Here is a 13,043-nt window from a genome sequence, read left to right on the forward strand (position 1 = left end):
TTGATTCGTGAAGATGTGTTTGGGTGTTAATACAGTTAATCTTGACTAAGCGGACTAGGTTTGTCAAACAAATAGCCTTGCAGGTGTGTTGCTCCGGCAGAAATTGCGGCTTGTTTCATTTCTTCTGTTTCAATACCTTCCATGACTAAGTCGTAGCCTGCCGAACGAATCATGGCAGCGGTTTTCTCAATGATATTTTTGCTTTTATCGTCCGTCATCAAACCTTGCGTCAGTGTCATGTCGAATTTGACGATATCCACTGGCATCCATGATAGGTATTTTATTGAGGAGTAACCGCTACCGAAATCATCAAGAGCCACTTTGAAACCTTCACTGCGGATACTGTTAAGGGTTTCGGTTGCTTGATCGATATTGGTAATCAGTGTACTTTCGAGAATTTCGATGACCAGTTTATGTTCCGGCAAGAATCGTTTGAAAGGTATAAGCAGAGAAGGCAGGTTACCTTGCAGTAAAGTCTGAGCCGAAATGTTGATGGAAAGTCCCATTCCTGAAGGAATTTTGTTTTGGGTGAGTAATGTCAATATCGTGCCCAACACGCATTGATCCAACTCAATCTCTAGGTTACGATGATGCACGACCTTGAGAATTTCCACCGGTTGGATAAGCGTGTCGTCTGCTTTGATTCTGACCAACGCTTCTTTATAAGAAGAATTTTTGTCTTTTAATGAAACAATTGTTTGACCATAAATTTGCAGAGAGTTATTGCACTGCAAGCTTTCCACAATGGCATTAACATGTTTTTTGGAGAGCAGCACGGCTTCTTCGAATTCCGTTTCATGTTCGTACACACTGATTTTCTTCTGCAAAGATTTTTTGGCTCGGTAAAGCGCAATATCTGCTTGGCGGTTCATCAGGTAAACTTCATTGGCAATGTCTGGTGTGACAATACTGATACCAATACTAAATACCACTTTTTCGTTAATACCCAACAGTTGTTCAAAGTTGAACTTTGAAATAGCTTCATAACATTTTTCAGCGATTTTGACACTTTCTTCCGGGCTACGATCTTTAACGATAGCAGCGAATTCGTCCCCGCCTAGTCGGTAGAGGTCGGCGTCAAGCGGTAGAGCTCTTTTAATGGTCGAGGCGGAAATTCGGATGATTTCATCTCCAATTTCATGTCCGTATGTGTCATTGATAGCTTTGAAGAAATCACAGTCGAACAAAAGGAATGCGAGGTTTCTAGGGTTTTTAGGGTAATTTTGAATGATTTTTAGCCAGTTTTCTTCGAATGCTCGGCGATTCATTACGTGAGAAAGTGCATCAACTCTAGCTTGCTCGTGGGCGATTTGGCGTTGTTCTTCTATTTCGATATTTGCGCTGACAATTTGCTTGTGGTAATGGTAAATAGCATCCTTGAGTCGCTCAAACTCTTTGAGGATGTAACGTTTGTTCAGTGGCGATTCAAGTTTGTTGGGACTATTTTTTAAGCGTTCAATATAGCCTGTCATTTGATGCAGAGGACGCACAATGAAATGTGCAAACAAAATGACAAACATAAATGAAATGAGTAGGCCTAGAATAGCGACTTGAATCAGGAAATCCTGAATCCATCCCCATAGATACTCGTTCATTGGGTTTATGAAGATCTGATAGGACACATAATGAGGAAGGTCCGCAGCAAGGAAAGTACTTAGGCTTTTCGTCAAATTAAGTCTTAAGGAGCCACTTTTTATATGAGTCAAATGCTCATCAGCGTTCAGTTCTGGCAAAAAGTCAGTTGCTAATCCAGCGTAACCAATGATATTTTGAGTGTAGGGTTTATAAATTGGCTTAAACTGGATAAGCACAAGCTTTCCGTGCCAAACTACAAAGTAGAGTGGATGGTTTGGAATGTTATTCGGTAAAGGGTTAAAGTCCTTGTCTGGACTGGCAGCGACTAGGTGGCCATTTTCATTGTATAGCTGGAGTTGTAGATAGTTTTTGCGCCACAAGCGGGATGGTCTTAAGGTTTTGAGGTACCATGATGGGAAGCTATCACGGTTGATGAGTTGCTTATACACATCGTCCCAATAGGTGATTTGGTCTAAACTTTGATTTATTCTATCAATACTGGTGACAATTTCATGTTGTAACTCTTTCTTTGCTAGGGCTTCCGTTTTTGTTTGAGCAAGTGAGCGCAGAGATTCTGTTTCTGAATACAACTGAAAATGGAAAAATGAGTAAATACCCAACATGGTCATAACAAAGACAGCCAAATAGACTTTTGCAGTGAGTTGAGGGAATTTCATGAGAGGTGTTCGTCAGTTGTCTGTTAAAAATCTTTTTGCAGCGATTGTACATGAATAATTGTAGCGAATGAAACATATCAGAAAAAGATAAAGTGTTTCCGTTAGAATAACGGCGAATAAGTGCGAAACGAGATGGTTTTATGTGTGGAATTTGTGGTGAAATTTATTGGAATGGACGTGGTGTTTCTGAAGCTTCTTTAACCCCGATGTTAAAGGCTTTGGAGCGAAGAGGGCCTGATGATGGTGGTACTTGGATACAGAATCAAGTCGGCCTGGGGCACCGCCGTTTGTCCATTATTGATTTGAGTGATGCAGGCCATCAACCGATGATTGATAATGAACTGTCTCTGGTATTCAACGGTTGTATTTATAATTACCAATCCCTAAGATCACTTTTGATCGAACTAGGGCATGAATTCTGCTCTCACTCAGACACTGAAGTTATTTTGAAAGCTTATCGCCAGTGGGGCATGGATTGTGTTACGCGCTTTGAGGGAATGTTTGCCTTTGCTGTTTGGGATGATCACCATCAGCAATTGCTCATTGCCAGAGACCGTTTTGGCATAAAACCACTTTACTATGCGCCAGTGGACGGTGGAGTAAAGTTTGCATCCAACACGCAAGCATTGCTGGCGTCGGGTGATATCAATACTGAAATAGATCCTATTGGCCTACATCACCAATTCACTTTACATGGTGTGATTCCAGCGCCTTATACCATTTTGAAAGGTATCAGAAAGCTTGAACCTGGGCATTGGATGATTGTTAATCCTGATGGGCAAATGTTCAAGAAATCCTATTGGCATCTAATGGCCGAGCGTCCTGCTGGGGCTGAAAACCTGAATGAAGAAGATTGGATAAATCGTATTCATGACTCACTGAAGCAAGCTGTACATAAACGTCTAACAGCGGCAGATGTACCTGTTGGTGTGTTGTTATCAGGGGGACTTGATTCCAGTTTGATTGTTGCATTGCTAGCGGAAGCAGGTGTAGAGAATATTCGAACCTTTTCAATCGGGTTTGAAGATGTCCCAGAAGAGAAGGGAAGTGAGTTTGAATACTCCGATCAGGTGGTTGAACGCTACCAAACGATACACAAAAAATACCTCATTTCAAACGAGGAAGTGTTACCTAGGCTGCCAGGAGCGGTAGATGCTATGGCTGAACCTATGTTTGGTCAAGATGCTGTTGCTTTCTATTTACTGTCCGAACAGGTTTCTAAGGATGTGAAAGTGGTGATGTCCGGTCAGGGAGCAGATGAAGTGTTTGCAGGATACTTTTGGTATCCGCAAATGGCTGAAGCTTATGAAAAGCTTAGTCCTGGTGAACCTCCAGTCAATGCATTTGCCCCTTTCTACTTTGATAGAACGCATGAAGAATGGTTGGAGATGGTTAACCCAAAATACCATGTGCACGATGTGACTTCCGAATGGGCAAATGACCGATTAAGCGAGCCAGGGGCAACGACATTTTTAGATCAAGTTTTGAGATTGGACGCTTCAACATTGATTGTTGATGATCCTGTTAAGCGCGTGGACAATATGACTATGGCTTGGAGTTTGGAAGCTAGAGTGCCATTTTTGGATCATGATTTGGTCGAGTTAACCATGTCGGCACCTGAGTCGCTAAAAAGAAAAGACTTCAAATATGTGCTGAAGAAAATTGCCCGCGGTATTGTGCCAGATAGTGTGATTGATAGACCAAAAGGCTATTTTCCTATGCCCGCATTAAAGTACGTGCGGGATGATTTTTATCAGTGGATGAAGGATGTATTGACGAGTGATGCTGCTAAAACGCGTGGAATTTTTAACCCGGACTACATCGAAAATTTATTGGCAAACCCTGAAAATGAAGCGAGTTTTACTGCGATTAAAGGTAGTAAGCTTTGGCATGCTGCCTTGCTTGAGTTATGGCTTCAACGTAATGTGGATCGACATATTTCTTAAAGAAAGTCGTGTAAAAAAGTTAAATGGAAGCAGTTTTCGCTTAACGGGAAAAGTTTGATATAATAACTTACCAAATCACTCGGGTATTTTTTGGCAATACATCGTCAAATAGCAATTTTCAGGAGATAAAATGGATAATCAGCAACAAGAAACACTTGACCGCATTCACCAACAAGTGACGAGTAACCCAGTCGTTATTTATATGAAAGGTACACCTCAGATGCCTTCTTGCGGTTTTTCAAGCCGCGCAGCGCAAGCATTGGTAGAAACAGGCGAGAAGTTTGCATTTGTTAACGTCTTGGCTGATCCGTACATTTTTGAACACTTGCCTAAGTATCAAGACTGGCCAACGTTTCCTCAGCTGTATATTGATGGTGAGCTTCAAGGTGGCTGCGATATTACGTTGGAACTGGCAGAATCTGGCGATCTGAAGAAGTTGATGCAAGCTGCTAATGAAAAGCATGCTCATTCGGATGCGTCTTAATTGTTAAGATAATCTGCATGCTAAAAAGCGCCTAAACGGCGCTTTTTTTATCGCTAAAATCTGCCTGGTTGGGGGCTTGGTTAAGTTAGTGTGTTGTTGGGCATTTGCAATGGCCATTGATTGACGATTTTGCAGAAAAGCTCAGCGGTTTTTTCAGTATCGTACTCGGCAGAGTGAGCCTTACTGTCTTCCCAGTCGATGCCTGCTTCGGTAACAGCCTTTGCCAGCACAGTTTGACCATAGACTAAGCCAGAAAGTGAAACGGTATCGAATGTGCTGAATTCATGAAAGGGGGATTTTATCTTGCATCTCTCAGAAGCGGCTTTAACAAAACTCAAGTCGAAAAACGCATTGTGACCAACCAAAATGGCACGGCTACAGTCTTGGTCTTTTAAAAGTTTTCTGATGGGGGCAAAACATTTTTCCAAAGCGTCTTTTTCCGACATTGCCATGCGAAATGGGTGAGTTGGGTCTTCAACGCCGATGAACTTCAGTGCACCGGGATCGAGTTTTGAGCCTCTAAAGGGCAGAACATTCGCTTGAATGGTTTGGTCTTTCTCAAGCAAGCCTTCGCCATTCATTTTGAGTGTGACAACGGCAATTTCAATCAGTGCATTTGTTTGTGAGTCAAAACCGGCTGTTTCAACATCAACAACAACCGGCAAAAAGCCACGGAAACGGTCTTTAATTAGTGTTACTGGTCTCATAATTTAGTGGGTTAAAGCTTTTTTATCAGTATTTTGGATTGTCTTTGGTAGTTGTAGAGCATTTGCCGTTTTTCAGGCAGCATCTCAAGGCTTGACTTTTCAAAACCTTGTTCTTGGAACCAATGATCGGTATGGGTGGTGAGAAGAAAAAGTTTTTGTACGGCTTGCAGCTTCGCCATTTCTTCAATTTTATTGAGAATTTCCTGGCCCAGTTCGCCGCCCTGATAACTTGGATCGACAGCAAGGCAGGCTAGCTCTGCCTGGTGCTCATCCATTCGATAAAGTGCGGCGCAACCCATAATCTGGTGATCTCTTTCTGCGACGATAAAGTTATTTATTTCAAGCTCAAGCGCTTCACGAGAACGTTTGACTAGAATGCCTTGTTCTTCAAGGGGAGAAATTAGTTTGAGAATACCTGCGACATCATCGATCGTTGCAGGGCGTAACTGGTGGTAGCGGTCGGCATAAATTAGCGTGCCTAGTCCGTCACGACTGAATAATTCAAACAGCATGCTACTGGGTTCTTGTTGTGACACGATGTGGATGCGTTTGACGGAGCTGGCGGCATTAAGTGATAACTTCAATAGATTCGCCAAACTATATAAATTGCCATCAGTTTTAATGGCTTCCAAATAACGTTGTGCTTCCAATAAGCTCATTGTCTTTGGAATGTCGGTCAGTTCATCCGTATCTGAATAAACAATCAGCTTGTCTGCATTCAGTGCTTGAGAAACGGCAAAAGCCTGCTCAAGCGTGTTGAGGTTAAATACTTCTCCAGTCAGAGAATAAGCCAGAGGCGTTAAAAGACAGACTTGGTTGTTGTTCAAGCAAGCATTAATGGCTGAACTATTAATTTTTCTCAAAGAGCCTGTGTGCTGAAAATCAATGCCATTAATTACGCCCTTGGGCTTAGCAATGACCCAGTTGCCGGAAACCAGCGAAAGAGGAGAGTGTTGTTCTGCACAAGCCTGGCTGAATACGGCTTCAAGTTTTGAACGGACCCAGCCTATGGTTTTTTGAATCGTTTCTACATGATCGGTTTGAGTCACTCGGCAGAATTGGTGTGTTTCCCATTGATGTCCTGCAAGTTTAAGCGCGTCATCAATTTGCACACTGGCTCCAAGCGTTAAGACAACTTTTATGCCGAGATTGTTAAGCAAAACGATATCTTTGGCAAACTGCAGGAGATGGTCTGAAACTTGAAGCATTTCACCCGGAAGATAAATAACCAGAGTTTTACCTCTGTGCGTAGCAATATAGGGCGAAGACTGACGTAGGTTATTAATAAAATCTAATTCAGATTGCAGCATAGTTATGAGAGAATACCAAGTTATTTGGATTAGTATAACAGGCTGCCGTCAAAAACAAAGAAAATGCGCTGAAAAAGCGTTTTGAGCGGCAAGGTTTTAACGCACTTAGCCTGCATAACAGGAGACAACTATGCCCGCATATCGTTCGAAAACGAGTACACATGGAAGAAATATGGCCGGAGCACGTGCTTTATGGCGTGCAACAGGTATGCAAACTGAAGATTTTGGTAAGCCGATTATTGCGATTGCCAACTCCTTTACTCAGTTTGTTCCTGGACATGTGCATTTGAAAGATATGGGGCAGCTAGTCGCACGTGTCATTGAAGGTGCCGGTGGTGTTGCTAAAGAATTTAATACTATTGCTGTGGATGATGGGATCGCCATGGGGCATGATGGTATGTTGTACTCATTACCTTCAAGAGATTTGATTGCCGATTCTGTTGAGTATATGTGTAATGCACATTGTGCGGATGCATTGGTGTGTATTTCCAACTGCGACAAAATCACTCCTGGTATGATGATGGCTGCGATGCGTCTGAATATTCCGACTATTTTTGTAACGGGTGGGCCAATGGAGTCCGGTAAAACCGTTCTAGGTGGCGAAGGGATTAAACTCGATTTGGTGGATGCCATGGTTATGGCCGCGGATAGTCATTGTTCCGATAGCGATGTTGAAGAAGTCGAACGTTCAGCCTGCCCAACATGTGGTTCGTGCTCTGGAATGTTCACCGCTAATTCTATGAATTGTTTGGCGGAAGCCTTGGGTATTGCATTGCCTGGTAACGGTACAACGTTGGCGACGCACGCGGATAGAAGACATTTGTTTGAAGAAGCTGGCAGAAGAATTGTTGAGCTTGCCAAGCAATACTATGAACAAGATGATGCAAGCGTATTGCCAAGATCTATTGCCACTCGAGAAGCTTTTGAGAATGCGATGGCTTTAGATGTGGCAATGGGGGGCTCAACCAATACGGTTTTGCATTTGCTTGCCATTGCCCGCGAAGCAGAAGTGAATTTCACTATGGCTGATATGGATCATATTTCTCGCAGAGTACCGTGCCTTGTTAAAGTTGCGCCTAACTCGAAAATCTTCCATATGGAGGATGTGCATAGAGCGGGTGGCATCATGCGTATTTTGGGGGAGTTGGAACGTGGTGGCCTAATCAATACGGATGTTAAAACGGTACATGCTTCAACAATGGGGGCTGCTCTAGAATTATGGGACATTACACGCACAGATGATGAGGCAGTTACAACTTTTTACCGTGCAGCACCCGGAAATGTCAGAACAACCGAAGCCTTCAGTCAAAATAAGCGCTGGAAAGAGGTTGACGATGATGATGAAAAAGGGTGTGTCAGAAGTTTAGAGCATGCCTATACCCAAGAGGGCGGTTTGGCTGTGCTTTATGGAAACATTGCGCTAGATGGTTGTATCGTTAAAACTGCTGGTGTGGATGAAGAAATTTTCAAATTTTCTGGACCAGCTAAAATCTACGAAAGTCAAGAGGATGCTGTAGCTGCAATTTTAGGCGATGAAGTTAAAGCGGGTGATGTCGTCGTTATTCGATACGAAGGACCAAGAGGTGGTCCAGGGATGCAGGAAATGCTGTATCCTACAAGCTATCTTAAATCCAAAGGTTTGGGTAAAAGCTGCGCACTTCTAACGGATGGACGCTTCTCAGGAGGTACATCAGGCCTATCAATTGGGCATTGTTCTCCCGAAGCCGCAGAAGGCGGAAATATTGGTTTGATTGAAAGTGGGGATATTATCGAAATAGATATTCCTAATAGAAGTATTCAAGTTAAATTAACGGATGAAGAGTTGGCAGAAAGGCGTCAGGCAATGGTTGCCAAAGGTAAGCTTGCTTGGAAGCCAATGAAAGAGCGTCCTAGAAAAGTAAGTGCTGCGCTTAGAGCGTATGCAGCTATGACAACCAGTGCGGCTTTTGGTGCCGTTCGAAATGTTGAACAGATTGAAAAGTAGCCTGATTCGCTAAGTCAAATATTGACCTGAACAGTTGGTTTTCACTTAATAGTTTATTGTGGAGTAAAGAATGTTTGCAGATAGATTGACAACTGAGCAAAGACAAGCGGTTTTTGATTTGGCTGTTATGTTAGCGAATGCTGACATGGATGTTTCCGAAGAGGAGCTAGGGTACTTAAAAACCTTCAGTGAAGCATTTGGAATTGAGTTTGAGCTTGATAAATCACAGATCAATTTGGAAGAGACCCTGCGTGTTTTTGACTCTAAACGCTCAAAAATTATCCTTCTTCAAGAGTTGATTAAGTTGTCCTATAAGGATGGCCATTTCGGCGAAGAAGAGCAGGACAAGGTATTTATGATTGCTCAAAAAATCGGCATGAATGATTCTGATTTATTTTTGAAGATAGAGAGATGGGTTAGACAAGGAGCTGACTGGTTATTTGAAGGTGAGCAAATGCTAGAGGATGGTTATTGATTTAATTACTTCTTAGATTAGATAGCTGGTAAATTAGAAAGGCCTCGTATGAGGCCTTTTTATTATGGCGAATAAATTTCAGGCAATAAAAAACCCAGCATAGCTGGGTTTTTTTATTGGATCTAGTCTAGTGAGCGATTACTCGCGGTAGCTTGGACCGTTAATTTCTAGACCGTTATCCATATAAGCTTCGTAGAACTCTAGATTTCTGTAGACTTCGCTTTGAGCTTTAAATGGTTTCAAACGCATGTTTTTGTTACAACCACCATAACGACGGTGCAATGTACCTAGCTCTTGCCATTTAGCACGGAAAACAGGGAAACCTGTTGTGTGCCCTAGGTTAGCAGAAAGGATGTTAGCACGAGCCTTACGACCTGCGTTGTAAGTGTGACATTTAGCACAAGAAAGGTTCAATTGACCATGTGGTGTAATAAAGAACTTCTCACCCTCAAGGAATGCTTTTTTAGCACCTTCAGAGTTGATTACAACATGGATTTTTTGACCGCGTGCTTGGTCTGCATAAAAGGCTGAAAGTTTTGCAATATCGCCTTTTTTCCATTTAAAAGGTTTTAGTCCAGCATCAGTACGACATTGGTTGATTTGACCTTCTAGAGTTTCTACTTGTTGTGTTTTCTCGTCGAAGCGAGGGAACATAACACGTACTTTAGTTACGTCAGAACCGAAACATTTGTCGTAAACGGCTTTATCTTTGTTGTACAAAGCTTCACCTGCATCAATTGCATCTAGATATGGAGGAAATTCCATAACAGCTTTGAATTGAGACATTTTGTCAGCTGAGTAGATATAAGCACCGTCTTTGTATGCTGAAATATCAATATTCGGGTTTTTTGCTTTGAAATATTTGACTAAGTCTTGACGACTTTGTTCTGGATCAATGCTGGCAGCCATAGAAACTGTGGCTGTCGCTGTTGCGCCTAACGCTAAGGCAACTAGCAATGTTTTCTTCATCCCATTCCTCCGTCCGAGAACTCTTTATTTATAAAGTATTATTATAGAGAATTTTGGAATCTGCCATTTGGCAGATTCCAGGCAGATTAAATTACTTCAAAGTAATAGAATCAGTACCTTTATCACCGATGTTAGAAGCAACGTTTAGAGTTACTTTATCACCTTTGTTTGCTTTAACTTTAACACCAAGGTATGGGTTTGCAGAAACAGCACCAGACCATTGAGCGTCGATTGCTTTAGTTCCGTTAACCAATACTTCAACTACGTTGATGTAGTTAGCTGGATATGGCTTACCAGTTTTTTTGTTCATGCGAGCACCTGATTCCATTGGGTGCTTGATTAGTGCCTTAACTTCAGCGATGCCACCTTTAGATTTTCCACGCATTCTGATTTTGATTGACATGTTATTTCCTTTAAAATTTGCAGTTATTCTAATAAAGTTTACGTGAAAAGTGGATTAACCACCACAACCACCGATAGTAACTTTAACTTCTTGTTCTGCTTTGTATAGCTTACCACCAGCTTTAACGATAGCTACTACGTTTTGAGTTTCACCCATTTTGATGCGAGTAGAAACATAACCTTCTGCAGCACTTGCGAAGCTGTATTCGCAAACTAGAGGCATAGGGTTTTTGCTAGCAACGATTGAAATAGACTCGACGCCTTTCATTTTAGAAGCGTCTACAGTGATAGGTGTAACTGCACCGTTTTCAGCGATAGCCGGAGCTTTAAGGCTGATGTCGCCAGAAGCAGTAGCTGCAGCAGTACCATACATGCCGTTAAGAGCGTCATCTACTTTTTTAGCATCAAAAGCTTTTTTGTTCCAATCAGCTAAAACAGTTGAAGGTGTTAGAAGACCAGCGTTAACTGCAACAGCAGCTGCACCAGTAGCTAGAGTACCTTTAAGGAAAGATCTACGTTTCATAAGGTTTTAAACTCCCGTTTAAGGTTTAATTTAAAAATTACAGTGTATAGATGAAATCAACGATTTCATGTATTTGTTTATCTGTAAGGATTCCGTTTTGTCCGAACGGAGGCATCATGCTGTTTGGAACCTGAGTATTTGGTTTACCCCAAATTTTGTCAAAAAGTTTTTGCTTGTCTGGGTAACGCAACTTCATGGCAATTAACGCAGGACCAATATTTCCAGCCAGTTCGCCGCCTTGAATAGCATGGCATGCAAGACAGTTTCCTTGGGATCTACTGAAAGCCAGTTTTTTGCCTGCTTCAACACTTGTCATCTCTTTATCACCAGCTTGTGCTGATAACGGAGCTACGGCAAATGCTGTAGTAATTGCGGCGGCAGTCAGTAAGTGCTTCATTTTAGTTTTCAACATTCTTATCCTCCTGAAAAAAAGCCAGACGACTTTTTTATCTGTTCTTCCTATTTATATTTTGAATAGGTTTTGAGCAGTTTGTGCTCTTAGACGCATAGGTTACTGATATATGAAATATACGCAAGTGTTTTATCAAAAATCCCGATAGCAATATTTAATACTGCTAAAAAAAAATTTATGCCAGGAGATTATTTTAATTTTTGTTCTGCAATTTTTTGATCCATAGATGCTTGATTTTCAAGCTGAATCAGCTTATTGAAGAAGAGGCTGCTTTTATCTTTTTCAAGCAGTTTTGCCTGTTTGACTAGGTAAAGGGTTTTGGAAGTGTTGCCAATATTGTAGTTTGCCAAGGCGTTGTAGTAATAGGAGTATTTTGTTTCATTTTGAGTTGAAAATAGGCGAGCAAGCTCTGAATACATCAAGTACTGGGAGTGAAATTTTGGGGTCGCTTTTCTCAGTAGTTCAATTGCCTTATCAATTTGATTATTTTGCTCTAATGCTAAAGCATGCAGGTATGGAATACTGAAGTCAGATGGATAAATTGCTTCTAAATAGGTGAACTCGCGATGTCCTAGCTCAGGGTTTATCACAGAATCAACCTGTGCCTGCAACAAGCGATAAAGTTTATTGTTAGGATATTGCTTGGTGGCATCTTTTAAACATTGTATGTTGAATGACGATACTTTTTTTGGAGTTGACTGGAGTGACTTTAAATTTTCCAAGTAGCATTGCTCGTTTTTATCAAGGTGCTTGTCACCATAACTATCGTCAATATGAAGTAATAATTTCATACGTAGTTGTATGAGCTTTAATGAATTTTTGTGGTAAACCCGTTTGCTGTCTTTGGAGAGTTGATAGGCTCTTTCTTTTGCTTTGGCTAAGCGCTCTTCTGTTACAGGGTGTGTTAGGAGAATTTCTGGTGCTTTGAATTCATTGAGTTGAGATTCTTTTTCTAAGCGGCCAAAAAAATCTGACATGGCGTAAGGGTTGTAACCTGCTTTATCTAAGTACTTGATGCCAAAATAATCAGCTTCGTTTTCATGAATACGCGAGTTTTTTAGTTGTTGTTGAATGTTGAGCCCCATGCCACCCATATAGGTTGCGATGCCGGCGCTAACGTCTTGAGAGCCAATGAGGATTGCCGCAATAAGCGAGGCGATGCTGGTGACGCTAACATTGTTTTGGTATTCAAATGTTCGTGATAAATGTCGCTGGGTTACGTGAGCGATTTCGTGCGCCATGACAGAAGCAAGTTCATCTTCGGTTCTTGCGGCAAGTATGAGTCCTGTATGTATTCCAATGACGCCATTGGGGCCAGCAAAGGCGTTGACTTCTGGATCATTGAGTATGTAGAAAGTGAATTGGCGGTCTTGTCCGGTTTGGCTGGCAATTTTATTACCGATATGCCGGACATAGCTAAGCGTGGTTGGGTCGTAAAACAAGTCATATTGTTCATGAAGTGCTACAGAGAAAGCCCTACCCAAAGAGGTCTCCGTTTGAGAGTCATAATCCTTTAAGTCGGGAGCGCCAAGATCAGGTAGGTTGCTACCGAGTGCCAAGGGCGACATACTAAGGGTTA

The 13,043-nt window shown here is 41.8% G+C and carries 12 protein-coding genes; 4 read left to right on the forward strand and 8 right to left on the reverse strand.

The window, feature by feature from the left end; genetic code table 11:
* Nucleotides 1-35: 35 nt before the first annotated feature.
* A complete protein-coding gene (locus HVMH_RS03695) occupies nucleotides 36-2,252 on the reverse strand; it encodes a bifunctional diguanylate cyclase/phosphodiesterase (protein ID WP_029908047.1) in 2,217 nt (738 codons plus the stop codon).
* A 140-nt stretch (nucleotides 2,253-2,392) separates the two neighbouring features.
* On the opposite strand from HVMH_RS03695, the gene HVMH_RS03700 reads away from it, so the two are divergent.
* Nucleotides 2,393-4,198 carry an N-acetylglutaminylglutamine amidotransferase gene (locus tag HVMH_RS03700; RefSeq protein ID WP_029908049.1) on the forward strand — a complete coding sequence of 602 codons (1,806 nt, stop codon included), beginning with the start codon at nucleotides 2,393-2,395 and terminating at the stop codon, nucleotides 4,196-4,198.
* 130 nt (nucleotides 4,199-4,328) lie between these two features.
* Nucleotides 4,329-4,682, forward strand: coding sequence for a Grx4 family monothiol glutaredoxin (gene grxD / locus HVMH_RS03705; RefSeq protein ID WP_029908050.1), 354 nt, complete (start codon nucleotides 4,329-4,331; stop codon nucleotides 4,680-4,682).
* Nucleotides 4,683-4,762: 80 nt separating this feature from the next.
* On the opposite strand, the gene rnt is transcribed toward grxD, so the two are convergent.
* Both rnt and argA read right to left on the reverse strand, forming a co-directional pair.
* Nucleotides 4,763-5,389: a ribonuclease T gene (rnt, locus tag HVMH_RS03710; protein ID WP_029908053.1), complete on the reverse strand. Its 627-nt coding sequence runs from the start codon at nucleotides 5,387-5,389 to the stop codon at nucleotides 4,763-4,765.
* Between the two features lie 11 nt (nucleotides 5,390-5,400).
* Nucleotides 5,401-6,699: an amino-acid N-acetyltransferase gene (gene argA / locus HVMH_RS03715; protein WP_029908055.1), complete on the reverse strand. Its 1,299-nt coding sequence runs from the start codon at nucleotides 6,697-6,699 to the stop codon at nucleotides 5,401-5,403.
* Nucleotides 6,700-6,829: 130 nt separating this feature from the next.
* On the opposite strand from argA, the gene ilvD reads away from it, so the two are divergent.
* Both ilvD and HVMH_RS03725 read left to right on the forward strand, forming a co-directional pair.
* The gene (ilvD, locus tag HVMH_RS03720) at nucleotides 6,830-8,683 is read left to right on the forward strand and encodes a dihydroxy-acid dehydratase (protein WP_029908057.1); all 1,854 of its coding nucleotides are present in this window, start codon (nucleotides 6,830-6,832) and stop codon (nucleotides 8,681-8,683) included.
* A gap of 70 nt (nucleotides 8,684-8,753) precedes the next feature.
* Complete coding sequence (locus HVMH_RS03725; protein WP_029908059.1) at nucleotides 8,754-9,158, forward strand: tellurite resistance TerB family protein; 405 nt, start codon at nucleotides 8,754-8,756, stop codon at nucleotides 9,156-9,158.
* 138 nt (nucleotides 9,159-9,296) lie between these two features.
* Here HVMH_RS03725 and soxA read toward each other — a convergent pair whose 3' ends face one another.
* The 5 genes from soxA to HVMH_RS03750 form a co-directional block, all read right to left on the reverse strand.
* Nucleotides 9,297-10,127: a sulfur oxidation c-type cytochrome SoxA gene (gene soxA / locus HVMH_RS03730; protein WP_029908061.1), complete on the reverse strand. Its 831-nt coding sequence runs from the start codon at nucleotides 10,125-10,127 to the stop codon at nucleotides 9,297-9,299.
* 91 nt (nucleotides 10,128-10,218) lie between these two features.
* Nucleotides 10,219-10,530, reverse strand: a complete 312-nt coding sequence (soxZ, locus tag HVMH_RS03735; RefSeq protein WP_029908063.1) for a thiosulfate oxidation carrier complex protein SoxZ — start codon at nucleotides 10,528-10,530, stop codon at nucleotides 10,219-10,221.
* A 54-nt stretch (nucleotides 10,531-10,584) separates the two neighbouring features.
* On the reverse strand, nucleotides 10,585-11,052 hold the full coding sequence (gene soxY / locus HVMH_RS03740; protein ID WP_029908064.1) for a thiosulfate oxidation carrier protein SoxY: 468 nt from the start codon (nucleotides 11,050-11,052) through the stop codon (nucleotides 10,585-10,587).
* Nucleotides 11,053-11,089: 37 nt separating this feature from the next.
* Nucleotides 11,090-11,464: a sulfur oxidation c-type cytochrome SoxX gene (gene soxX / locus HVMH_RS03745; RefSeq protein ID WP_029908066.1), complete on the reverse strand. Its 375-nt coding sequence runs from the start codon at nucleotides 11,462-11,464 to the stop codon at nucleotides 11,090-11,092.
* A 188-nt stretch (nucleotides 11,465-11,652) separates the two neighbouring features.
* Nucleotides 11,653-13,032, reverse strand: a complete 1,380-nt coding sequence (locus HVMH_RS03750) for a M48 family metallopeptidase (RefSeq protein WP_051623189.1) — start codon at nucleotides 13,030-13,032, stop codon at nucleotides 11,653-11,655.
* Between the last annotated feature and the right edge of the window lie 11 nt (nucleotides 13,033-13,043).

Source organism: Hydrogenovibrio marinus (assembly GCF_013340845.1).
Lineage (GTDB): Bacteria > Pseudomonadota > Gammaproteobacteria > Thiomicrospirales > Thiomicrospiraceae > Hydrogenovibrio > Hydrogenovibrio marinus.